The 22,024-nt window shown below is 74.0% G+C and carries 21 protein-coding genes; 6 read left to right on the top strand and 15 right to left on the bottom strand.

Annotated elements, in window-relative coordinates:
• Nucleotides 1-811: 811 nt before the first annotated feature.
• The 7 genes from O4J56_RS26910 to O4J56_RS26940 all read right to left on the bottom strand — a co-directional run bounded on the left by O4J56_RS26910 (nucleotide 812) and on the right by O4J56_RS26940 (nucleotide 8,267).
• Nucleotides 812-1,135 carry a hypothetical protein gene (locus O4J56_RS26910; protein WP_270689663.1) on the bottom strand — a complete coding sequence of 108 codons (324 nt, stop codon included), beginning with the start codon at nucleotides 1,133-1,135 and terminating at the stop codon, nucleotides 812-814.
• Nucleotides 1,136-1,217: 82 nt separating this feature from the next.
• On the bottom strand, nucleotides 1,218-2,834 hold the full coding sequence (locus O4J56_RS26915) for an outer membrane protein assembly factor BamB family protein (RefSeq protein WP_270689665.1): 1,617 nt from the start codon (nucleotides 2,832-2,834) through the stop codon (nucleotides 1,218-1,220).
• A 90-nt stretch (nucleotides 2,835-2,924) separates the two neighbouring features.
• Entirely contained in the window at nucleotides 2,925-4,472 is a 1,548-nt protein-coding gene (locus O4J56_RS26920; RefSeq protein ID WP_270689666.1) for a hypothetical protein, read from the bottom strand.
• A 297-nt stretch (nucleotides 4,473-4,769) separates the two neighbouring features.
• Nucleotides 4,770-5,069 (bottom strand): hypothetical protein, encoded by a 300-nt coding sequence (locus O4J56_RS26925; RefSeq protein WP_270689667.1) that lies wholly within the window; start codon nucleotides 5,067-5,069, stop codon nucleotides 4,770-4,772.
• A 266-nt stretch (nucleotides 5,070-5,335) separates the two neighbouring features.
• Complete coding sequence (locus O4J56_RS26930; RefSeq protein ID WP_270689669.1) at nucleotides 5,336-6,070, bottom strand: hypothetical protein; 735 nt, start codon at nucleotides 6,068-6,070, stop codon at nucleotides 5,336-5,338.
• 240 nt (nucleotides 6,071-6,310) lie between these two features.
• Nucleotides 6,311-7,789, bottom strand: a complete 1,479-nt coding sequence (locus O4J56_RS26935) for a hypothetical protein (protein ID WP_270689670.1) — start codon at nucleotides 7,787-7,789, stop codon at nucleotides 6,311-6,313.
• Between the two features lie 22 nt (nucleotides 7,790-7,811).
• Nucleotides 7,812-8,267, bottom strand: a complete 456-nt coding sequence (locus tag O4J56_RS26940) for a GNAT family N-acetyltransferase (protein WP_270689672.1) — start codon at nucleotides 8,265-8,267, stop codon at nucleotides 7,812-7,814.
• A gap of 261 nt (nucleotides 8,268-8,528) precedes the next feature.
• Here O4J56_RS26940 and O4J56_RS26945 point away from each other — a divergent pair, with 261 nt between their 5' ends.
• Nucleotides 8,529-9,557, top strand: a complete 1,029-nt coding sequence (locus O4J56_RS26945; protein ID WP_270689674.1) for a CPBP family intramembrane glutamic endopeptidase — start codon at nucleotides 8,529-8,531, stop codon at nucleotides 9,555-9,557.
• Between the two features lie 73 nt (nucleotides 9,558-9,630).
• Here the strand turns inward: O4J56_RS26945 and O4J56_RS26950 are convergent, their stop codons facing one another.
• The 7 genes from O4J56_RS26950 to purS form a co-directional block, all read right to left on the bottom strand.
• Nucleotides 9,631-9,843, bottom strand: coding sequence for a hypothetical protein (locus tag O4J56_RS26950; protein WP_270689675.1), 213 nt, complete (start codon nucleotides 9,841-9,843; stop codon nucleotides 9,631-9,633).
• A 214-nt stretch (nucleotides 9,844-10,057) separates the two neighbouring features.
• The gene (locus tag O4J56_RS26955; protein WP_270689677.1) at nucleotides 10,058-10,330 is read right to left on the bottom strand and encodes a hypothetical protein; all 273 of its coding nucleotides are present in this window, start codon (nucleotides 10,328-10,330) and stop codon (nucleotides 10,058-10,060) included.
• 89 nt (nucleotides 10,331-10,419) lie between these two features.
• On the bottom strand, nucleotides 10,420-12,729 hold the full coding sequence (purL, locus tag O4J56_RS26960) for a phosphoribosylformylglycinamidine synthase subunit PurL (protein ID WP_270689679.1): 2,310 nt from the start codon (nucleotides 12,727-12,729) through the stop codon (nucleotides 10,420-10,422).
• An 86-nt stretch (nucleotides 12,730-12,815) separates the two neighbouring features.
• A complete protein-coding gene (locus O4J56_RS26965; RefSeq protein ID WP_270689681.1) occupies nucleotides 12,816-13,286 on the bottom strand; it encodes a hypothetical protein in 471 nt (156 codons plus the stop codon).
• Between the two features lie 49 nt (nucleotides 13,287-13,335).
• Entirely contained in the window at nucleotides 13,336-14,043 is a 708-nt protein-coding gene (gene purQ / locus O4J56_RS26970; protein WP_270689682.1) for a phosphoribosylformylglycinamidine synthase subunit PurQ, read from the bottom strand.
• Between the two features lie 88 nt (nucleotides 14,044-14,131).
• On the bottom strand, nucleotides 14,132-14,587 hold the full coding sequence (locus O4J56_RS26975) for an ATP-binding protein (protein ID WP_270689684.1): 456 nt from the start codon (nucleotides 14,585-14,587) through the stop codon (nucleotides 14,132-14,134).
• Nucleotides 14,588-14,686: 99 nt separating this feature from the next.
• Nucleotides 14,687-14,932, bottom strand: a complete 246-nt coding sequence (gene purS, locus O4J56_RS26980) for a phosphoribosylformylglycinamidine synthase subunit PurS (protein WP_270689686.1) — start codon at nucleotides 14,930-14,932, stop codon at nucleotides 14,687-14,689.
• A 266-nt stretch (nucleotides 14,933-15,198) separates the two neighbouring features.
• Between purS and O4J56_RS26985 the strand changes: the two genes are divergently transcribed.
• From O4J56_RS26985 to O4J56_RS27000, 4 genes are all read left to right on the top strand, one after another.
• Nucleotides 15,199-15,789: a sigma-70 family RNA polymerase sigma factor gene (locus tag O4J56_RS26985; RefSeq protein WP_270689688.1), complete on the top strand. Its 591-nt coding sequence runs from the start codon at nucleotides 15,199-15,201 to the stop codon at nucleotides 15,787-15,789.
• Between the two features lie 376 nt (nucleotides 15,790-16,165).
• Nucleotides 16,166-17,281: a pyruvate dehydrogenase (acetyl-transferring) E1 component subunit alpha gene (gene pdhA / locus O4J56_RS26990; protein ID WP_270689690.1), complete on the top strand. Its 1,116-nt coding sequence runs from the start codon at nucleotides 16,166-16,168 to the stop codon at nucleotides 17,279-17,281.
• A gap of 3 nt (nucleotides 17,282-17,284) precedes the next feature.
• On the top strand, nucleotides 17,285-18,265 hold the full coding sequence (locus O4J56_RS26995; RefSeq protein ID WP_270689691.1) for an alpha-ketoacid dehydrogenase subunit beta: 981 nt from the start codon (nucleotides 17,285-17,287) through the stop codon (nucleotides 18,263-18,265).
• A 22-nt stretch (nucleotides 18,266-18,287) separates the two neighbouring features.
• Entirely contained in the window at nucleotides 18,288-19,649 is a 1,362-nt protein-coding gene (locus O4J56_RS27000) for a dihydrolipoamide acetyltransferase family protein (protein ID WP_270689693.1), read from the top strand.
• Nucleotides 19,650-19,704: 55 nt separating this feature from the next.
• Here the strand turns inward: O4J56_RS27000 and O4J56_RS27005 are convergent, their stop codons facing one another.
• A complete protein-coding gene (locus tag O4J56_RS27005; RefSeq protein ID WP_270689695.1) occupies nucleotides 19,705-20,430 on the bottom strand; it encodes a PhzF family phenazine biosynthesis protein in 726 nt (241 codons plus the stop codon).
• Nucleotides 20,431-20,592: 162 nt separating this feature from the next.
• Between O4J56_RS27005 and O4J56_RS27010 the strand changes: the two genes are divergently transcribed.
• Nucleotides 20,593-20,913, top strand: a complete 321-nt coding sequence (locus O4J56_RS27010; protein ID WP_270689696.1) for a DUF6221 family protein — start codon at nucleotides 20,593-20,595, stop codon at nucleotides 20,911-20,913.
• Nucleotides 20,914-22,024: the final 1,111 nt, after the last annotated feature.

The following is a 22,024-nucleotide window of genomic DNA, read 5'->3' on the forward strand; positions in this document are numbered from 1 at the left end:
CCCGGTAGCGTCGTTTTCCCCGAGATCATCGCCGGGCAGGGGGCACCGGGCCGACGGCCGCCATGAACACAGGCGGCCACCCGCCCACCCGGTCGCGCCGCCCTCCCAAACCGCGAGGGGCCCGGCGGACGGCTGGCAGGGCCGGGGAACCGCCCCGCTCACTCCGTCGCTGCCATCGACGGCGACCGCCCGCACGCGCTGCGGCCGACGGCGCTGCGGGGAGGGCCGCCGACCTTTTCTCGTTGCCGCGCTCCTCGCCGCACTCCGGCGGCCCGCCGCCCGGCTGGGGCCCTGAAGCGGGGTACCAGCCCAGCCGCCCGCTGACCCGGACCGCGAGGGGCGCGGCGGACGGCTGGCAGGGCCGGGGAAGCGCCCGGCTGTCGCCGTCGCCGCCATCACTGGCGACCGCCCGCACGCGCTGCGGCCGACTGCGCTGCCGCGCGGGCCGCTGACCTGTCCTCGTTGCCGCTCTCCTCGCCCGCACTCCGGCGGCCCGCCTCCCGGCTGGGGCCCTGAAGTGGGGTACCAGCCCAGCCGCCCGCTGGCCCGGAACGCGAGGGGCCCGCGCTCGCCTGGTGGGGCCGGGGAAGCGCCCGGCTGTTGCCGTCGCTGCCATCGACGGCGACCACGCACACGCGCTGGGGCCGACAGCGCTACCCGATGGGCCGCCGACCTGTCCTCGTCGCCGCGCTCCTCGCCGCACCCCGTCGGCCCTCTGGTCCCTCCCGTCAGCCGTGGTGGTGATCTCGGGACGCCTCGATACGGCCTTCCGCTGTGAACCCGGTTCCCCGGGTCAGCGCCTTATTAGCCACTACCGCCCCGCGTGCTGGCTCGGGTGGGGCGGGTACGGGCCCGGCTGGGCCTGCGGGGCGGGGGCACCGTGCGGCTGGTGCGGGGCCGGGGCCGCCGCCTTCTTCCCCGCGTCGGCGTCGTTGCGCTTCAGCGTCCACTTCGACGGCGCGAACGCGATGCCCAGCAGCGCGAAGACGATGAACGTGTTCGAGATGAGCAGGTCCTCGCTCACCATCTCCTCGCCGCTCAGGGCGAAGGCGAGCATGGCGATGCCCCCGACCGCGGCGATCAGCAGGCAGACGACCTGCAGGACGTGCAGGATGATGCGCAGGGCGATGTTCACGTGTGTTGCTCCTCGGTGATCAGTGCTCGCTGGGGGAGGTCTGTGCGGCGGCGGGTCGGCACTCCACGGGAGGCCGACGGGCTCACCGGGCCGCGGCCAGGGGGACCACCGGCCCGGTGTCGTAGGGGTCGGTCGGCGCGCCGACGGCGTACCCGCCGTCGATCTCCACCGCCTGCACCACGCCGTTGGCCCTGAACCCCTGCTCGGGCAGGCCCGTCGCGAGCACCTGGGCCCGCCCCTCTCCGTTCAGGGGCATGCGCAGCACGCGCGTCTCCCGCTCACCCCTGTCGCCGTACTCGGCCACCGCCAGCACGCCGTCCTCGTCCGCGCCGACCACCTGCACCGCGTGATCGTCGACCCGGCGGTTCCACAGGATCTCCCCGGCCTCCAGGTCGATCGCCAGCATCCGCTCGTCGGCCGACCAGTTCCCGGGGGACGCGTACAGCACCCCGTCGTGCGTCGCCAACGCCGTTTCGGAGTCGCCCAGCCGCCACTCCTCGCTGGCCGCCCCGTACCCGGACTCCTGGGTGGCGTCGATGCGCTTCCACCCGTCCCCGCCGTCGGCGATCAGCAGCTCCGAGCCGATGGTCGACTCCTCGTCCTCGCCCGACAGCAGCGACGACAGCGAGGAGTGCACCACGGCCAGGGGGTCCGTGCTGACGACGCTGATCGAGCTCAGGAAGTCGATGGACATGTCCGTGGGGAAGGCCCGTACCCCGGACACCTCCCCGGTCGCGGTGTCCAGCACCGCGGCGAACGGCGTGGTCGTGCCGTCGGGGGTCTCACAGCTCCCCGCCACCGCCGCGCTCCCGCCCTCGGTCATCACGTCGTTGCGGTACGAGACGCAGTCCTCGCCGGGGCCGTGGATCTCCGCCTCGGCCCACAGCGTCCCGCCGTCGGCGGCGTCCACCCCGACCAGCAGCGGCCCCCAGGCGGCCAGCGCCCTCGGCCCGTCGGCCCACACGCGCACGTCCTGGCCGGGGATGCCCTCGACCCCGTTCAGCTCGGGCACCTCCCACCGCCACCGCTCCTCGCCGGTGTCCAGGTCGAGCGCCACCAGGGTGTCGCACAGCGCGCCGTCGTCCCCGGAGCCGCCCTCGCGCTCGACGATCACCAGTGCGAGGCCGCCGTCCTCCCCGGCGGGGTCTTCGGCGGCGGCGCACAGCCCCTCGCCCTCGGTGAAGCGCCAGGAGGCCGAGCCGTCCTCGACGCCGTAGGCGGTCACGCCCGCCCGGTCGGCGCGCACGGCACCGCCGCCGCCCGGCCACAGGGCGAAGACCTCGTCGAAGTCGGTGGTGGACCCGCCCGGCCGGTAGACGTCGTCGGCCGGGGCCTCCCAGACGGGGACGGCGGCGGTGGACTCCCCTTCGGTCTTCATGGGCGGGTCGAAGATCGCCGTGATGTTCTGGCTCCCCCAGTAGTAGGAGACGAACACCGACACCGCGAGTCCTCCGGCGAGGATGGGAAGGCGCTTGAGGGTGAAGAGGCGCTTGAAGTCCTTGCGCTTGGGCCCTTCGGCGACCCGGGCCAGACGGGATTCGCGCGCGTAGAGGCCGGAGCGGACGTGCTTGGAGTCGAGGGGGACGCCCCACTCGTCGCGGGGGATGTTCGAACCGCTGCCGCTGCCGCCTCCGGTGCTCTGGCGGGCCTTGCGCCGCGCCTCGCGCGCGAGCTTCTTGATCCGATCCTCGTCGGCCATGGGGATGTGCTCTTCCGGGAGATTCGAGGGGCGCTGGGGAGGCGCCCTTGCGGGGGTCTGACGCGGCTGTGCGCTGGGAGGTTCCGGTTCTCAGTGCGCGGCGACCACGAAAACGGAGCCGTCGCGGTCCGGGTCCCTGGGCGCGGTGCCGACGGCGTATCCGCCGCCGACGGCGACCGCCCACGGCCCGCCCGAAGACGCGGGCGAGGGCAGCTCGGGCAGGTCGGCGGCGAGCACCTGGGCGGGCCCCTCGCCGTCGGTGGGCAGATCCAGCAGCCGCGTGGTCACCTCGGCGTCCTCCCCTTCGTCTTCGTCGCCCTCGATCGCGGCGGCGGCCAGCAGCCGGTCCCCGGAGAAGCCGGTGATGTGCAGGTCGCGGACGGACAGGCGGCGGTCCCACAGGGTCCGTCCCGTGGCCAGGTCCAGGGCGACGACACGGGCCCATCCGCCGGTGCCGCCCGGCGTGGCGTAGAGGACCCCGTCGCGGGTCGCGAACGTGGTGTCGGAGTCCAGTGACCACTCCGACTTCGCCGGCCCGAACCCGGACTCCCCCGCGGTGCGCGTGATCCTCCAGTCGTCGCCGTCGGCCGTGAACAGTTCGTCCTGCGGTTCGTCGTCCTCGGGAAGGAGGTCGAGGCCGGGGGAGGAGAGCACGGCCACCGGGTCGGCGGACACGAGCGTGTAATGCGGCCCCACCACACCGGAGGCGGAGGGGAGGGCGCGGGTCCGGGACGTCTCCCCGGTGCCGGTGTCCAGCACGGTCGTGAGCCTGCGGGTGGAGTCGGAGCCGCATTCGCCCAGCAGCGCCGCCCCGCCCTGGCCGTCGGCGGAGAACGCGGACGGGGTGAACGCGCAGGCCTCCTCGGGGAGGTCGAGTTCGGGGGCGCTCCACAGCTCCTCTCCGGAACCGGCGTCGATGCCGACGGTGAACGGTCCCCAGGCGGCGACGGTGCGGGCGCCGTCCGCCCAGATGTGCACCGCCCCGGGCCCCAGGTCCTCGGCGTCGCCGATGTCCGACGGGGTGAAGCGCCACCGCTCCTCACCGCTCTCCAGGTCGAGTGCGACGACGGTGTCGCAGACGATCCGAGGACCGATGGTGCCGTCCCCGGAGCCGCCCTCGTCCTCGTCGGCCGCCTCCTCACGGCCGACGACCACCACCCCGGTGCCGCCGTCGTCCCCGGCGGCCTTCTCGGCAGCGGCGCACAGGTGCCCGCCTTCGGGGGTGAACGACCAGGCCTCCTCGCCCTCCGCGATGTCGTGGGCGGCCACTCCGGCGGGGGAGGCGAGCACCGCCGTCCCGTCGCCGCCCGACCAGAGCGCGGCGGCGTTCGGCATCCCCCTGCCGTCGCCCGCGGGGTCGGTGTCGTCGAGGGTCACCCGCCGGTCCCAGGCGGGGCCGGGGGCGTCCGGCGCGCCTTCGAGCGGTACGACGGGGTCGACGATCCGGTCGGCGATGGTGATGCCTCCGAAGACCACGATGAGCAGGGCGAGCACGACGCCGGCGCCCAGCATCCTCCGCCTGCGGTGCGGTTTGTGGAGGGGATACGGGCGCAAGGGGCGGTCGTCGGGCGCCTTCTTGTGCGACAGGTACGCGGTCCGTTGTTCGCGCGCGAGGCGCTTGATCCGGTCGTCGGACATGGGGCGAAGTGTATTTCCGCAGGTGTTCGAGGCGACGGCCGGGGGCGAGCGGCCCCCGGCCGTCCGGAAGCGCGCCGGATCTGGGGGGATCGATCGGCACGCCGGCGCGGTGGTACCGAGGGGGCGCCCCCGCCGTGCGGAGAGGAGGGGATGGACGACGGAGGCGTCCTCGGTGCGGTCCCCATGATGCCCGCAGGCGAGCGGGGTGCGGCAAGGTGTTTCGACGGTCATGGAAACGCCCAGGAAGGCGGGCGCCCGGGGTGCGCACGGAGGGGCGCGCGGAGGAGCGCGCGGCGGTCACCCCCGGCCGCCGTAGGGGCCCTGCGGCGGAACGGGGGCGTTGTGGTGCTGCTGCCGGGGCGGCATCTGCGGCGCGGGGGCGTCCTGCTTGCGCTTCTGCTTCACGGGCGGGATCGACCACAGGGTGGGGGAGAACGCGATCGCGAGGATGCCCAGCATCGTGAACGACCCGATCATCAGGTGGTCGTTGGGGCCCGGGTCGTCGCTGGCGATGATGATGGCGATGGTGCCGAGAACGGCGAATGCCAGGCAGATGCCCTGCAGGATGTGCAGGATGACGCGGGCGGCCGTGATCATGGGGCGTTCTCCTCGGTGTGGGCGGGCCGCGCGTCGGGCCCGCGGTGATTCATCCTTTATGTGACCGAATATCCGGTGTTTCGGTTCCGGTGGCCCGGCCTTCGGAGCCTGCGGCCCCGTCAGCCCGCCGCGAAGAACAGGACGGTCAGGATCCTGACGGCGGCCCGGCGGCGAGGCCGCCGTCGTGACGGCGTCGGGTGGGTGTGGTGCACGGGATCCTTCACGGCGGTCTCGGCGTTCGCGGAGGGGGCGCCCGGTGGGCACCGTCATACCGACGCGTGGAAGACGCCCGTCGCCACCATGCCGAGGATCAGCGCGCCGATCAGGAACAACGCCTCGACGAGCCACCCCTTGACCAGCCATATGTCCGACTCGCCCACGGTCGTCCCCGGGGCCGGGTGGAACAGGTCCCGCCGGTAGTGGGCCGCGAGGTCGGCGACGTGCCGCACGCCGCCGATCCGGCTCGCGCTGATGGCCCCGATGCGCAGCAGGTAGGGGGCCACCGGACGGCCGTACGGATCGCGCGAGTCGCCCACTCCCGCCTCTCGGCAGGCGGCGAAGTCCGGCAGGTTCTCGAAAGGCCGGTCGACGAAGAGTTCGAAGACGGGACGCATGCCGGTGGAGTACCGGCCCGCGCGGAAGGGGGCTTCACGGGACACGGCGAGGCGGACCGCCTCCCAGGGCACTCGTGTGGTTCGGCCCCGCCGCCATAGCTTCGTGTGCTCGGTGATCTCCAGGCCGACGGGGCCGACGGTGACGGAGCAGCGCGCGAGCACGCTCGGAAGGGCCGCCACGGAGGCCACCACCATGCCGCCCGCTATGAGTCCCAGGCAGGCGAGGGCGAGGAACGCGGGGAGCGGCGCCTGCCAGGGAGCCGCCAGTGCAGCCCTGGCGCCAGGGTCGTCCTGGGCTTCTAGCAGTTGGGCAGTAATCCACAGTGTGAACATGACGACGAAGACGGCGAAGTTGCTGCGCCTCGGCTTGGCCCGTCCGAGGGGCACGGTCTGAGGGGACGCGTGGTGAGGGCTGTGGGCGATGGGGCCGTACATCGGGTCCTTTACGGGTCGCGTTCCACGTCGGTGGCGCGCGGAAAGCGGGCAGAGGGCGGATTCCGGGCGCACCGCCAAGAAGGTTCCCAATGGGAGGAAGCCCAGGACAACGGTTTTCGACCACCCTCGAAAGGCACAGCGTGGTGGTGGTGCGTGGCGTCGGTCCCTGCGGACGGAGGGCGTGGGCCGGCCCTACCGGCCCGGATGCCCCTCTCCGGTTCCGGTCCACAGGTCGCGGAAGCCGTGGCACAGGTCGGGGCGGAAGGCGTACAGCGCGGCGCGGAGCTGCGTGGCCGGGACTCGGTCCGGCCGAGGGCCGTTCCCCGTGAGCGCCTCGCGCAGCGGCGGCCCGCTCCGCGGGGGACCAGTGGGGGAGAGCATCCGCAGCCGGTAGGCGGGGAAGTCGACCCGCTCCGCCACGGCGGCCGAGTCCGGCTTCTGCTGTGCCCCGCCGGTCAGCTTGAGTCCGGCCCCGGGCACGCCCGACCTGGACACTGGGTCGTCGCCCCGCAGGAAGATGTCGACGACCTCGGTCTTGAGGTCCTCCCGGACCGAGTTCCGGTCGGAGCGGTCGCGCGTGACGATCGCCTGGATGCGTTCCCACTCGATGGCGGTCGTCACCGTGGCCCGTAGGTGCATCGGCTTCTTCCGGACGAACTCCAGGCCGCCCTCGCCGACACGGACGGCGAGGGGCGAGGTGGAGCGGGGGAGCGTCCACAACGCGCCCCCGAGGAGGAGGGCGCAGCCGATGCACGGGACGACCAGGACGAGTGCGAGGAGCCCGGCGGCGAGGGTCCCCCACCCGAACGGGTTGGACATCAGGTACCCGCTCCCGGCGACCACGGCCGCCGACAGCGCGACGACGCCCAGCTGCGACAGTACGGGGACCCGGTAGTCGACGGTGACCGGCGGACCGGTCACGGGACGGTCGGGGGCCCCGGGCGTCTCGGTGAAGGCGGGGGCCGCACCGGCCTCTTCGGCGGAACCCTCCGCCGGCCGGTCGGCGGAGGGAGGGACGAACCATTGCTCGGCGCGGAGCCCCTGGGGGAAGAGGTCGGGGCGGGCCTCGCCCAGCATCGGGGCGAGCTCGCGGACCGCCTTCGCGTACTCCTTCCGGTCGCCGCCGAGACGGACCCGGAAGGCGGGCGCCGTCACGTCCTCCACATCGATCTCGTCGTCGGGGACGCGCTTGGGGCGTGCCGCGTTCGGCATCCCGGAGACCTCGCGGCGGAGGTAGACGTCCAGCACAGGGCGCCGGACGGTCCCGCCTTGGGTGCCCGCACGGTAGTTCACCGTGCGCGCGCTGATGACGTGGACGTCGTCCCAAGCCAGGACGGCGCTGCCGCCGCGTGCCCACCAGCGCCGCCGTTCGGTGATCCCGAGCCCGGCGGGCAGGACCTCGACCTCCAGGCGGGTGTGGCGGTACGGCACCCGGTAGGCGGCGTAGACCAGCCCGGCGGTCACCGCGAGGACCAGGATGCGGTGGAACAGGTACCCGTCCTGCCACAGGGCGGTGACGCCCTGCAGGCGCAGCGTGGCGGACGTGCCGTAGGAGAGGCCGTAGACGATCGCGGCGACGATCGCCGCCAGCGCGGCGAAGCCGACGGTGCCGCCGCGGCCGTCGCGGATCACGACCCGGGACGCGGCGCTACGGGCGGGGGAGGAGGACATGCCCTAAGGATTCCAGAGGGGGTCAGGTGTCCAGGTGCTCGGTGAAGTGGAACGCGGGGATGACCATGCCCGAGGAGAGGTAGAAGCGGTGCGCGGGGTGGCGGTCGGTCCCCGAGTCCAGGTGGAGCTGTTCGCACCCGTGGGCGCGGGCCTCGGAGCGCACCCAGTCCATCAGGAGGCGGCCGAGGCCGGTCCCGCGGGCGCCGGCGGTGGTGACCAGGTCGTCCACGTAGAGGTAGCGGCCCCACGCGAGCGAGGTGCCGGTGCGGAACCCGGCGACGGCCCGGGCGGGGCGGTCGGGGTCGTCCGGGGCGTCGAAGACCCCGGCCAGCCGGTAGCCGCCGGGGCGCATGTCCTCGTCGACGGTTCTGGTGAACGCGTCCACGTCGGGCAGGGAGGGGCGCAGCTCCAGGAGCGCGGGGTGGGCGAGGCGGGTGCGTCCGGCCGGGATCTCCATGACGAAGGGGGTGTCGGTCATGGGCGCCACCCTAGGTCCCCGCCGGGAAGGGCCTCGGGGCGCGGGGCCGCGAAGGATCAGGTGCGCGGCCGCCGGTCGGATCTCCGCCCTGGTGTCCGGTTGTGTGCCCTATGTTCGAGGATGACGGATGTCATCCCCGCCGCACAGCAGCCCGTCACGTCCGGCCGGTGACAGTGGCGCCTACCCGCCCACCCCCACACGGCGGGAATCTGGACGCACCGGACGCACCGGATGCGGCGGAGCGACGAGAAGGGACGGAACATGAACGAGCCGACGGAGCGGGGACCGGGCGAGGGCGGGACGCCGCCCGGCGGGGCCCAGGCGTGGGGGCCGATGGACGCCTACGGCACCCCGGCGGCCCCTGCGGCCCCCGCCCCGCCGCCTCCTCCGGTGGATCCGGTCCCCGGCGGGGAGCCCTACCACCTGCTCGCCCGCACCGCCCGGAACCGGTGGTGGCGCCCGGTCGTCGGCACGCTGTTCGTCCTGGGCCTCGGCGCCGTGTTCACGCTCGGGCTCGGCATCGTCCTGGGCATCGTGGCCTTCGCCTCCGGCGTGGACATGTCCGACCCCGAGGCGCTGTACACCGAGATGCCCCTCCTCACCCTGGTCACCACGGCGCTCGGCCTGGCACTGGCCCTCCCGCTGGTGCTGTTCGCCGTCCGGTTCATCCAGCGGCGCCCCGTGGGCTCGGCCTCCTCGGTCACCGGCGGGCTGCGCTGGGGCTGGATGGCGCTGTGCGCCGCGGTCGGGCTCGGCGCCATGCTGGTGGGCTGGGCGGTCTCGCTCGCCTACTACCTGCTCTCCGGGCAGGGCCTGGGCGAGTTCGAGATGGACTGGGCCGGGTGGTCGGCCTTCCTCCCGGCGGCCGCGGTGGTCCTGGTGCTCATCCCGTTCCAGGCGGCCGCCGAGGAGTACGTCTTCCGCGGCTGGCTGATGCAGGCCTTCGGGTCCTTCATGCGCACCCCCTGGCCCGGGGCGCTCATCAGCTCCCTGATCTTCATGTCCCTGCACGGCTACCGGGACTGGGGCATGGTCTGGGTGTTCCTCTTCGGCCTGTGCCTGGTGTGGGTGACCGTCCGCACCGGCGGCCTGGAGGCGGCGATCGGGCTGCACGTGGTGCACAACGTCGGCGGGTTCCTGCTGGCCGCCGCCGCGGGCGAGGCCGCCACCCCGCTCGACCAGGGCTCGGTCTCCTGGGAGATCATGCTCGGCCCGGGCGTGGAGCTGCTCATCTTCCTGGCCGTCGTCCTCCCGCTGGCCAAGAAGAGGAACATCGCCACCCGCTCGTAGGGGCGGACGGCGGCACGCGAAGGGGCAGGGCGGCCCGGCCGCCCTGCCCCGCCGTCGTCCCGGGGTCCGGGGATCAGTCGCCGTGCGTGACGCCGACCTTCTGGCAGGCGTTGTACTCGCCCGAGGGCGAGAGCACGTTGACGGGGCCCTCCCAGTTCCAGGGCAGCGCGGTGCAGGGCAGGACGTCCCCGTTGACCAGCGCGTAGTCGTCGGCGGCGGCGGGCGCGGCGGCGGCCAGGGCCCCCGCGGCGCCGGCGAGCGCCGCTACGGCGAGAAGCTTCTTCACGTCGGTTCTCCTTGGTCGGGTCAGCGTCCGATGTCGGGTTCGGGACGGAGCCCGAACCTCCTTTCGGCCACTACCCAAAGTAATCTCTCGGTCGCCCTGAGAGAGTGAGGAGCGGTGGGATCGGCGTGTCCGCGCCCGTTGGACGTGAAAACGGCCGCCGACGACCGTGCGGTGTCGGCGACCGGAAGTCGCGCGCGGGGGCGGCGCCCCGGCGTCAGCGCTCGTGGCGCAGGCGCTGCCGGACCCAGTAGACGTTGAGGCAGGTCCCCAGGAACCCGGCGCCGAACACCACCGCCAGCAGCGTGTGGTGGGCCCACACCACCGCGAGCACCGTCGCGGTGAGCATCACCGCCGCCCCGAACCAGGCCAGGACCAGGCGGAACGCCAGCGCGCTCGCCGGGCGCTCGTGGCTGCCCAGGGCGCCCTTGAGCCGGCCGGGGCGGCCGCGCCGCCCGTACCCGCCGTGCGCCGCGCCCGCGTCGGTCATCGTGCACCTCCGAAGCGAATCCCGGCCTCGGCCGGGAGGGACCTTTCAGGCTACGCCCGGCGCGGCGGCGCGCCGAGGGCCCAGCGCGGTCACTCGGCGTCGAAGATCTCCGGCAGCGTGGAGGTGTGCGCCGTGCGCAGCTCCTCGACGGGGATCTCGAACCCGCCGCCGTCGAACGCCACCGCCAGCGAGCCCCCGCCGACCGTGCCGATCGCCGCCGCCGGAACCCCGTGCCGCGAGCACAGCTCCCGGAAGGCGTCCTCGGCGTCCGGGCGCACGGCCACCACGGCCCGCGCCGTCGACTCGCTGAACAGCGCGGTGGACGCGTCCCGCACGCCGCCCTCCAGGCGCACCGAGCACCCCGCGCCGCCGCGCATCGACGACTCGGCCAGCGCCACCGCCAGCCCGCCGTCGGACAGGTCGTGCGCGGCCGCCGCCACCCCGTACTCGGCGGCCGAGGCCAGCACCTCGCCCAGGGCCCGCTCGGCCTCCAGGTCCACCCGCGGCGGCAGCCCGCCCAGGTGGCCGTGGACCGTGCCCGCCCAGGCCGAGCCGCCCAGCTCGTCGCGGGTCTCGCCGAGCAGGTACAGCGCGGCGCCGTCGTCCTCGGGGCGGAACGCCGAGGTGAGCCGGTCGTGCACGTCCCCGATGACCCCGAGCACGCCGATCACCGGCGTCGGGTCGATGGCGCTGTCCCCGGTCTGGTTGTAGAAGCTGACGTTGCCGCCGGTGACCGGGGTGCCCATGTCCCGGCAGGCCTCGGCCAGGCCGCGGGTGGACTCGGCGAACTGCCACATCACCCCCGGGTCCTCCGGCGAGCCGTAGTTCAGGCAGTTGGTCACCGCGATCGGGCGCGCCCCCGTCGCGGCCACGTTGCGGTAGGCCTCGGCGTAGGCGGCGCGGGTGCCGGTGTAGGGGTCGAGCCGGGTGAAGCGGCCGTTGCCGTCGGTGGCCAGCGCGATGCCCCGGTCGGAGTCGTCGGCGATGCGGATCATGCCGCCGTCGGCGGGCGCCCCCAGCACCGTGTTCCCCATGACGTAGGAGTCGTACTGCTGGGTGACCCACGTCGGGTCGCACACGCCCGGCGCCGACAGCACCGACAGCACCTGCTCGCGCAGCCCCTCGGCGTCCTTGGGCCGGTCCAGCCGGTCCGGGGTGTCGGCCTGCAGCGCGTCCTGCTCGGCGGGGCGCGCGTAGGGGCGCTGGTAGACCGGCCCCTCGTCGGCGGCGGTGCGCGGCGGCAGGTCGACGATGGTCTCGCCGTGCCACGTCATCACCAGGCGCCCGCCGCGCTCGGCCTCCTCCGCGGACACGTCGGTGACCTCGCCGATCACCGCGGCCTCGATGTTCCACTTGCCGCAGGTGGCCAGGAACGCCTCCAGCTTGGAAGGCTCCACGACCGCCATCATGCGCTCCTGCGACTCGCTCATCAGGATCTCTTCGGGCGTGAGCGTGGAGTCGCGCAGCGGCACGCGGTCCAGCTCGATCCGCATGCCCCCGGTGCCGCCCGCGGCCAGCTCGGTCGTGGCGCACGACACCCCGGCCGCGCCCAGGTCCTGGATGCCGACGACCAGGTCCTCGGCGAACAGCTCCAGGCTGCACTCGATGAGCAGCTTCTCCAGGAACGGGTCGCCGACCTGCACGCTGGGCCGCTTGGCCTGGCTCTCGTCGTCGAAGGTGGCGCTGGCCAGCACCGACGCGCCGCCGATGCCGTCCGGGCCGGTGGTGGCGCCGAACAGCACCACCTTGTTGCCGGGGCCGGGCGCCTGGGCGAGCTTGATGTCCTCGTGCCGCATGACGCCCACGCACAGCGCGTTCACCAGCGGGTTGGCCGCATACCCCGGGCCGAAGCCCAGTTCGCCGCCGATGTTGGGCAGCCCCAGGCAGTTGCCGTAGAAGGAGATGCCGGAGACCACCCCGGGCAGCACGCGGCGGGTGTCGGGGGCGTCGGCCGGGCCGAACCGCAGCGCGTCCATCACCGCCACCGGGCGCGCGCCCATGGTGAGGATGTCGCGCACGATCCCGCCGACGCCGGTGGCCGCGCCCTGGTGCGGCTCCACGTAGGAGGGGTGGTTGTGCGACTCGATCTTGAAGGTGACCGCGCGGCCCTCACCGACGTCCACCACGCCCGCGTTCTCCCCCATGCCCACGAGCAGGGCGTCGGACTCGGGGGCCATCTCGCCGAACTTCTTCAGGTGCACCCGGGAGCTCTTGTAGGAGCAGTGCTCGCTCCACATCACCGAGTAGATCGCCAGCTCGGCCGCGGTCGGGCGGCGGCCGAGGATCTCCCGGACGCGCGCGTACTCGTCGTCGGCCATGCCCAGCTCGGCGTAGGGCTGCGGGGTTTCCGGCGTGGTCTCGGCGTTGGCCACGGTGTCCATGGCACGGGTGTGGGACATGCGGAGATCTTCCGTTCGGTGCGCTGCGGTGGTCGTGGGCGCGGTGGGTGTGCTGCGGTGCGCGGGCGGGGCCGCCCGGGGAGCGGTCAGTAGTGGGCGAGCACCACCGCCGCGGGTGTGGCGTCGTCCGTGGGGACGGCGCTGGCCATGGCCATCACGGAACCGTCGGAGAGCACGAACTCGCCGGCGGGCACCTCCTCGGGGTCGGTGCCCTGCGGGACCAGCGGCTCCCACCCGTTGTCGAGCAGGTGCCCGCGCACGGCCTCCAGGGCGCCGTCGCCGTCGAGGTCCTCGCCCTCGGCGGGCTGCAGGCCGACGGTGCGGTAGCACTCCCCGGGCTGCCCGCCCTGGCCGGACCGGCACTGCTGGCCCAGGTCGACGTAGCCGACCGTGGAGGGCGATCCGCCCAGCGCCTCCATGGCGGGGGCGTCCTCGGGCGGCTGCTGCTCCTCCTGCGGCGGCGTGTTGAGCGCGTTGAAGAGCCCCGCCGCGCCGGTGGCCACCATGGCGACGATGACCAGCCCGACCATGACGGCCATCGTCCGCCGGGACCGCATCAGCGCCATCATCGAAGGACCGCCCCCCTGCGTTCGCGTGTCAGCCTGTTCAGCCCGACCGGTCGGCCCCGGCCGGCACGGTCCCGGCCAGGTGGGCCAGGACGGAGGTGAAGAAGCCCAGCCCGTCCTCGGAGGGGCCGGTCAGGGCCTCGACGGCGTGCTCGGGGTGGGGCATGAGGCCCACCACGTTGCCGTGCTCGTTGGCGATCCCGGCGATGTCGCGGTCCGACCCGTTGGGGGCCCCGCCGGTGTAGCGCACCACCACCCGGCCGGAGCGCTCCAGCTCGTCCAGGGTGGCCGCGTCGGCGGTGTAGCGGCCCTCGCCGCTCTTGAGCACCACCGTGATCTCCTCGCCCGCGGTGTAGCGGCCCGTCCAGGCGGTGCCGGCGGACTCCACGCGCAGCCGCTGCTCGCGGTTGATGAAGTGCAGCGACCGGTTGCGGGTGAGCGCCCCGGGCAGCAGGTGGCTCTCGCACAGGACCTGGAAGCCGTTGCAGATCCCCAGCACGGGAAGCGCGCCGGAGCGGGCGGCGGGCACCAGCTCGCCCATCACCGGGGCGAACCGGGCGATGGCGCCGCAGCGCAGGTAGTCGCCGTAGGAGAAGCCGCCCGGCAGCACCACCGCGTCCACCCCCTTGAGGTCGGCGTCGGCGTGCCACAGCGGCACGGGCTCGGCGCCGGCGATCCGGACGGCGCGCACGGCGTCCCGGTCGTCGAGGGATCCGGGGAAGGTGACGACGCCCACACGGGCTGTCATGGGCACTCTCCGATGGGTCGGTGGAGGCGCCGCGGCTCGCGGCGCGGCGGACGGACCGGCCGGTGCCCGCGCGGCGGGCGGGACCTGGTCACGAGGTTACCGGTAGCCGGGGGGCGGGCGCGTCCCGCCCCCCGGGGGTGCCACCGGGTTCGAGGTCCTCGGTGAGCAGCACGGTCGTGCGGCCCTGCCGCCCCGGCGGAGGGGTGCTCACCCGCACATCGGAGACGAGCCCGTCCATGAGGAGGAGGCCGCGCCCGGACTCGGCGCCGGGCGCGGGCGGGCGGGGCCTGGGCACGAACCCGCGGCCCCGGTGGCTGACGGAGATGCGGCAGTGGTCGGCGTCGGTCTGCACCCGCACCTGGAACTCGCGGGCGGGGTCGCCGTGCTCGACGGCGTTGGCGCACGCCTCGGAGGCGGCGGTGAGGAGCCTGAAGATCCGCTCGTCGTCGAGTCCCGCGGTGTTCAGCGCGTTCGCGAGCCATGAGCGCATCACGGTGACGGAGGAGGCCTGTCTGGGGAGGGCGAACGAGATGTCGACGTCCATGCCGGTTGTCCTGGGTTCCCCGTTGTCGGTGGCGCTACTGTCACCGCTGCCCGAGGGGCCCGGCGATGAAACGGGCACATCGGGCCCTTTCCCCGCGAATCAGTCGGCGACGCGCAGCTCGAAGTCCTCGATCACCGGGTTGGCGAGCAGCGTCTCGGCCAGGCGGCGGACCTCCTCCAGGCGGGCCCCGTCGGCCTCGCCGTCGATCTCCACCTCGAAGCGCTTGCCCTGGCGGACCTGCTCGATCCCGGAGAAGCCGAGGCGGCCGCAGGCCCCCACGATCGCCTGGCCCTGCGGGTCCAGGATCTCGGGCTTGAGCATGACGTCGACGATGACGCGGGCCACGGTTCCTCCGGCTGGTCTGGGAGTGGAGTCGAGGGAGCAGGAAAAGCGTACGGTACCTGCGGCGTCGGCCGGGTAGCGGGACCCCGCGGGGGCCCGATCGGGGCGGGCGAAGGTAAAGGTCCGCTCCGGATGTCCCCGATTCGCAGGCGGAGAGGTGATCCGTGATGCGCATCACCCGGGTGGCTGTCATCATTCGGCGCTAGTGTGCGCGTCTAACAGTTCGGTACCGATCGGTACCGGACACCCGGTCGTCCCGAGGGGGAGTTTTGACGACCATCGAACTCGAGCGTCCCGCCCCGCAGGCCGAGGACCAGGACAAGGCCCTCGACTTCGCGGAGGCCGTGACCCCGTACGCGGACCAGCTCTACCCGACGGCGCTGCGGATGACCCGCAACGCCGCCGACGCCGAGGACCTGGTGCAGGAGACCTTCGCCAAGGCCTTCGCCAACTTCCACCAGTTCAAGGCCGGCACCAACCTCCGGGCGTGGCTGTACCGCATCCTCACCAACACCTTCATCAACGGATACCGCAAGAAGCAGCGCGAGCCGCGCCAGGACTCCACCGACGAGATCAAGGACTGGCAGCTGGCCGCCGCCGAGGCGCACACCTCCACCGGCGCCCGGTCCGCCGAGGCCGAGGTGCTCGACCACATGCCCGACTCCGGGATCCGCTCGGCCCTGGCCGCGCTCCCCGAGGAGTTCCGCCTGGTCGTCTACCTCGTCGACGTGGAGGGCTTCTCCTACAAGGAGGTCGCCGCGCGCATGGGCACGCCGCTCGGCACGGTGATGTCGCGGCTGCACCGCGCCCGCCGCCAGCTCCGCGAGCAGCTCGGTGACTACGCCTCCCACAGCCGGTGACCACCGGTGGCCCCCGCCACCCCCGAAAATCACCGACCGTAGTCGGATCCGCGGCATTCGTGGCCGGTCCCCACTCCCCGGGGGCCGGCCGCCGCCGTGTCCGGGGGGTGCGGCGGCAGGTGCTCGGTGGTCCGAATTTTTCTTCGGACGGCCTTGTGCTTCCTAGGAAGTCCTGGTAGTTGCGGTTTTCCCGGTCTGGGGGATCATGGGCCCGCAGCCGAAAAGGTGGCGCCGGGGCTTGCGCTGGGCATGGTGAGGTCTGTCACGATATGCGCAGGGCCGCCCGACAGACCCGTTACCCCGGGTGAGCGGGCGGAGGACCGGCCGGCGGCGTCCACCCACGCGGCTCGGCCCCGACGTACCCGAGGAGCGACAGGTGTCGGACACCACCGCGCACGACGAACCGGAGCTCGTCCAGCTCCTGACACCCGACGGGGAGCTGGTGACGCACCCCGACTACCCGCTGGAGGTCGACGCCGACCAGGCCCGGTCGCTCTACCGCGACCTGGTGCTGGTGCGCCGCGTGGACACCGAGGCGGTGGCCCTGCAGCGGCAGGGCGAACTGGGCCTGTGGGCGTCGCTGCTGGGGCAGGAGGCCGCACAGATCGGCTCCGGCCGCGCGCTGCGCGATGGCGACATGGCCTTCCCCTCCTACCGCGAGCACGGCGTCGCCTGGTGCCGCGGCATCGCCCCCAAGGAACTGCTCGGCATGTTCCGGGGCGTCACCAACGGCGGGTGGGACCCCGCCGAGCACGGATTCCAGCTCTACACCATCGTCATCGGCAGCCAGGCGCTGCACGCCACCGGCTACGCCATGGGCGTCCAGCGGGACGGCGCCCTCGGCGACGACGGCGAGGCGGTCATCGCCTACTTCGGCGACGGCGCCACCAGCCAGGGCGACACCAACGAGGCGTTCAACTACGCCGCCGTCAACAACGCCCCGGTGGTGTTCTTCTGCCAGAACAACCAGTGGGCCATCTCCGAGCCGCTGGACCGCCAGTCGCGGGTGCCGATCTACAAGCGCGCCTCCGGCTTCGGCTTCCCCGGCGTGCGGGTCGACGGCAACGACGTGCTGGCCACCCTGGCGGTGACCCGGGCCGCGCTGCAGAACGCCCGCGAGGGCAACGGCCCCACCCTGATCGAGGCGTTCACCTACCGGATGGGCGCCCACACCACCAACGACGACCCCACCCGCTACCGGGCCTCCGCCGAGCTGGAGGAGTGGAAGCGCAAGGACCCCATCCTGCGGCTGCGGACCTACCTGGAGAAGCAGGGCCTGGCCGACGAGGCGTTCTTCGCGGGCGTCGACGAGGAGGCCGACCGGATCGGCGAGCGGGTGCGCACCGAGTGCCGCGCCCTGCCCGACCCGGGGCCCCTGGAGATCTTCGACGAGGTCTACGCCGAGCCCAACGTCCACATCGACCGCCAGCGTGCGGACTTCGCCGACTACCTCGCGTCCTTCGAGGACGCCGGGGCCCAAGGGGGTCGCTGACCGATGAGCACCAACCTGACCATCGGCAAGGCCATCAACGCGGGGCTGCGCCGCGCCATGGAGACCGACCCCAAGGTCCTGGTCATGGGCGAGGACGTGGGCCGCCTGGGCGGCGTCTTCCGGGTCACCGACCAGCTGCACAAGGACTTCGGCGCCGACCGGGTCATCGACACCCCCCTGGCCGAGTCCGGCATCGTCGGCACCGCCATCGGCCTGGCCCTGCGCGGCTACCGGCCGGTGTGCGAGATCCAGTTCGACGGGTTCTTCTTCCCCGCCGCCAACCAGACCTTCACCCAGCTCGCGAAGCTGCGCCGCCGCTCGGCGGGCAAGGTGAGCGTGCCGGTCGTGCTGCGCATCCCCTACGGCGGCGGCATCGGCGCGGTCGAGCACCACAGCGAGTCCCCCGAGGCCTACTTCGCGCACACCGCGGGGCTGCGGGTGGTCACCGTCGCCAACGCGGTGGACGCCTACTGGATGATCCAGCAGGCCGTCCGCAGCGAGGACCCCGTCGTCTTCCTGGAGCCCAAGCGCCGCTACTACGAGAAGGCCGAGGTCGACACCGACGCGGCGCTGGAGGACGCGGCGCCGATGGGGCGGGCCCGCGTCGCCCGCCCGGGGACCGACGCCACCCTGCTCGCCTACGGCCCCATGGTCAAGACCGCCCTGCAGGCGGCGGAGGCCGATGAGGAGCACTCCATCGAGGTGATCGACCTGCGGTCGATCAGCCCGGTCGACTACGACACGGTGACCGAGTCGGTGCGCCGCACCGGCCGCCTGGTCATCGCGCACGAGGCGCCGCTCAGCCTCGGCCCCGGCGCCGAGATCGCCGCGCGCGTCACCGAGGAGTGCTTCTACCACCTGGAGTCCCCGGTGGCCCGGGTCGCCGCCTTCGACACCCCCTACCCGCAGTCCCGGCTGGAGGAGCACTACCTGCCGGACCTGGACCGGGTGCTGGACGGGGTCGACCGGGCGTTCGCGTACTAAGGGCAGGGAGTCGGAGAAGAGCATGGCGCACAGTGGCATTCAGGAGTTCCGGCTGCCCGACGTCGGCGAGGGCCTGGTCGACGCCGAGATCCTGCAGTGGTACGTCCAGCCGGGCGACCGGGTCGAGGTCAACCAGATGATCTGCGAGATCGAGACCGCCAAGGCCGCGGTGGAGCTGCCCAGCCCGTACGCGGGCACGGTGCACGAGCTGCTGGCCGAGGCGGGGGCCACGGTCGAGGTCGGGAGCCCGATCATCCGGGTGGACGACGGCAGCGGCGGGGACGGCGGGGACGGCGGATCGTCCGCGTCCTCGGAGGCCGCCCCGGACGCCGGGGAGGAGAAGGAGAAGCCCCTCGTCGGCTACGGCGAGAAGGCCGCCTCCACCAAGCGGCGCCCGCGGCGCCGCCCGGGGGCCGCCGCGAACGGGAGCGGACCCGCGCCGGCCGCGGAGCCGCAGGCCGCACCGGCGAAGGCGGCGCAGGGCCCCGTCCTGACCAAGCCCCCGGTCCGCAAGCTGGCCAAGGACCTGGGCGTGGACCTGCGGGCGGTGGAGCCCACCGGCGAGGGCGGCCTCGTCACCCGCGAGGACGTGCGGCGCGCCGCCGAGGGCGCCGCCCCCGCGGAGGCGTCGGCGGCCCCCGAGGCCCCGGCCCCCGCCGCCCCGGCGGTGGACCGGTCGGCGCTGGAGGAGCGGATCCCGGTCAAGGGGGTGCGCAAGCGCACCGCCGCGGCGATGGTGGGCAGCGCGTTCACCGCCCCGCACGTCACCGAGTTCCTGCAGGTGGACGTCACCAGGACGATGAAGGCGGTGCGGCGGCTGCGCGAGCGGCCGGAGTTCGCCGGCACCAAGGTGTCGCCGCTGCTGCTGGTCGCGCGGGCGCTGCTGACGGCGGTCCGGCGGCACCCGGAGATCAACGCCTCCTGGGACGAGCAGGCGCAGGAGATCGTGCTCAAGAAGTACGTGAACCTGGGCATCGCGGCGGCGACCGAGCGGGGCCTGGTGGTGCCCAACGTCAAGGACGCGCACGCCAAGCCGCTGCCGGAGCTGGCGCGGGACCTGCAGGCGCTGACCGAGACGGCGCGGGCGGGCAGGACGTCCCCGGCGGACATGACCGGCGGGACGATCACCATCACCAACGTCGGGGTGTTCGGCGTCGACGCGGGCACGCCCATCCTCAACCCGGGGGAGGCCGCGATCCTGGCGTTCGGCCAGATTCGCGACATGCCCTGGGCGCACAAGGGGAGGATGAAACTGCGGAAGGTGACGACGCTGTCCCTGTCCTTCGACCACCGGCTGGTCGACGGCGAGCTGGGGTCGAAGGTCCTGCGGGACGTCGGCGCCATGCTGGAGGACCCCGAAGGCGTCGCCCTGGCCTGGGGCTGACGTCCGGAACGCGGTGGGCCCCGGCGGAGCGATGGCGCACCGCCGGGGCCGTTCGCTATGCGCGACCGCCCTCGTCCGCGACGCCTCCGCCGATATCGATGGCGCCGTCCGGGGCCGGGCGGGTGCGGATGAGGGACGCCCGGCCCTGGCGGATGTCCAGCGGGCGGGCCAGCTCGCCGGCGAGGACCAGGGCGGCGGCCCCGGTGGCCTCGTCCTCGGCGACGTCGCCCCGGCGGGGGAAGCCGCGGGCGCGGACCAGCCCCTCCGCCTCGTCGATCCAGGCCCAGGCGTACAGCCAGCCCTCGCCGTCGGGCGGGCCCGGGAGGGCCTCCAGCGCCTCGGCGGACGGGTACCGCTCGGTGCGGCGGCCCGCGGCCCATTCCGGCCGGGCGCGGATCCACACGGTGCCGTCGGCGTCCTCCCGCACGGGCACGGTTCCCGCCTCGGGGCGCAGCTCCCGCACCGGGCGGCCGGTGCGGCGCAGCAGCCAGGCGGTGCCCACCAGCGGGTGCCCGGCGAAGGGCAGGCGGACGCCCGGGGTGTAGATGTCGACCCGCCCGGTGTCCGGGTCGTCGACGAACACGGTCTCGCTGAAGCCCAGCCGTGCCGCCAGGGCCTGGCGCGCCTCCCGGCCGGGGACCGCGGGGCCGTCGAGCACGACCCCGAGGGGGTTCCCCCCGCCTCCGCCCGCCCCGGTGAACACGCGCAGGACGTGCACGGACGGGGAATCTCGGAGCGGTGCTCCATCGGTGGTGCCGGTTGCGGCGGTGTCGTCGTCCACACGAGGATTGAAGCATCGCCTCCCGGACACGCGGAACCCGCCCGGTCATGGGGGGTGCCGCCGCATGTCCGTGTCCGGCCGCGCCGAGGGCCTCCCTGGGCGCCCGCACGGGTGGTATACGACGCGTGAGGGCGCAGCCGCAGGTGAAGGGAGCATGGTCGCGTGACCATCGTCGAGTTCCTCTATGCACGGTTGGACGAGGACGAGAGGGCCGCGCACGCCGCCTCCCCCGCCACCGGCGGCCCCGGGCGCGCACGCGCGGACGTGGCGGCCAAACGGCGCATCGTGAACGAGTACGTGCGGGCCTACCAGGCGGGCGTGAACGCCATAGGGGGCCGAGGCGCACCCGCGAGCGACGACTCGTGGGGCGCGCTGCACGCCTGGCGCAAGGCACTGGAGCACCTGGCGTCGGCCTACGCGGGCCACCCGGACTTCGACCACACCTGGGCGGTCCAACAGGGCCAGGGCGTCCCCCGGAGATGAGGAGGGAGCCGCGGTCGGCGGCCCACGCGCGGTAGCGTCGCCGACCGCCGGGCGCGTGTGCGTGGTCGCCGTGTTCGGTGGTGTAGAGGGGCGGGGGTTCTGAGTTCTTTGGGCGCTGTTTTTGGGGGGTGTGGTTCCGGTTCCATCCCCATCGTCCGTGGGTGGGTGGTCACCCTCGCTTGGCGGGCCCACCCCGCCCCAGGGCCCGCGGTGGTGCAGGACGCCGGGCCCCTCGCGGTCCTGGTACGAGGGCGGCTGAGCAGGTACCCCGCTCACCGACGCCAGCCGTCCGACGAGCCACCGGAGCGCAAGGCCGCAAGGGCGGCGACGAGGAAGGTCCGCGACCCTTCCGGCAGCGCCGTCGGGTGCGGCGCGTGTGCGTGGTCACCGGAGAGGGCGGCGACGGAACAAGCGGGTCGGTCCCTCGGCCCTGCCTGCCGGGCGGCGGGTCCCTCGCGGTGCGGGTCGGCGGGCGGCTGAGCGAGTACCCCACTCCCCGCCCCGGCCGAGCGGCAGGCCGCCGGAGTGTGAGCGAGATGGCGGCGACGACGAAGGTCAGCGACCCATCCGGCAGCGCTGTCGGCCGCCGGGCGCGCGGATGGTCGGCGCGGTTGGCGGCGACGGCGAGAGCGGGGCGGTTCCCCGGCCGAACCGGCCGTCCGTCTGGCCGCTCGCGGTCCGGGTCGGCGGGCGGCTGGGCTGGTACCCCGCTTCAGGTCCCCGGCCGGGCGGCGGGCCGGTGGGGTGTGGGGTGGAGGGCGGCGACGACGAAGGTCGGCGGCCCATCGGGGAGCGCTGTCGGGTGCGGCGCGTGTGCGTGGTCGCTGTGATGGGCGGCGACGGCATGAGCGGGGCGGTTCCCCGGCCGAACCGGCCGTCCGGCGGGCCTCTCGCGGTCCGGGTCGGCAGGCGGCTCGGCTGGTACCCCGCTTCAGGTCCCCGCCCGGGCGGCGGGTTCCTCGCGGTCCGGGCGGCGCGGCCGGGTGGGGCGGTGGTGGCCCGTGTTCGTGGCGGCCTTCGGCCCGGTGCGGCCCTGCCCGGCGATGATCTCGACGAAGGTGCTGTCATCCTGGCGGTTTTGACAGCGCTTCCGTCGAGATCATCGCCGAGG

Origin of the sequence: Nocardiopsis endophytica, from assembly GCF_027706725.1 — a bacterium.
Classification (GTDB): domain Bacteria; phylum Actinomycetota; class Actinomycetes; order Streptosporangiales; family Streptosporangiaceae; genus Nocardiopsis_A; species Nocardiopsis_A endophytica.

Coding starts and splice junctions, on each gene's coding strand:
- O4J56_RS26915 (WP_270689665.1), bottom strand. CDS start 2,834: ATGGCCGACGAGGATCGGATCAAGAAGCTCGCGCGCGAGGCGCGGCGC.
- O4J56_RS26920 (WP_270689666.1), bottom strand. CDS start 4,472: ATGTCCGACGACCGGATCAAGCGCCTCGCGCGCGAACAACGGACCGCG.
- O4J56_RS26925 (WP_270689667.1), bottom strand. CDS start 5,069: ATGATCACGGCCGCCCGCGTCATCCTGCACATCCTGCAGGGCATCTGC.
- O4J56_RS26935 (WP_270689670.1), bottom strand. CDS start 7,789: ATGTCCTCCTCCCCCGCCCGTAGCGCCGCGTCCCGGGTCGTGATCCGC.
- O4J56_RS26940 (WP_270689672.1), bottom strand. CDS start 8,267: ATGACCGACACCCCCTTCGTCATGGAGATCCCGGCCGGACGCACCCGC.
- O4J56_RS26945 (WP_270689674.1), top strand. CDS start 8,529: ATGAACGAGCCGACGGAGCGGGGACCGGGCGAGGGCGGGACGCCGCCC.
- O4J56_RS26955 (WP_270689677.1), bottom strand. CDS start 10,330: ATGACCGACGCGGGCGCGGCGCACGGCGGGTACGGGCGGCGCGGCCGC.
- purL (WP_270689679.1), bottom strand. CDS start 12,729: ATGTCCCACACCCGTGCCATGGACACCGTGGCCAACGCCGAGACCACG.
- O4J56_RS26965 (WP_270689681.1), bottom strand. CDS start 13,286: ATGCGGTCCCGGCGGACGATGGCCGTCATGGTCGGGCTGGTCATCGTC.
- purQ (WP_270689682.1), bottom strand. CDS start 14,043: ATGACAGCCCGTGTGGGCGTCGTCACCTTCCCCGGATCCCTCGACGAC.
- O4J56_RS26975 (WP_270689684.1), bottom strand. CDS start 14,587: ATGGACGTCGACATCTCGTTCGCCCTCCCCAGACAGGCCTCCTCCGTC.
- O4J56_RS26995 (WP_270689691.1), top strand. CDS start 17,285: ATGAGCACCAACCTGACCATCGGCAAGGCCATCAACGCGGGGCTGCGC.
- O4J56_RS27000 (WP_270689693.1), top strand. CDS start 18,288: ATGGCGCACAGTGGCATTCAGGAGTTCCGGCTGCCCGACGTCGGCGAG.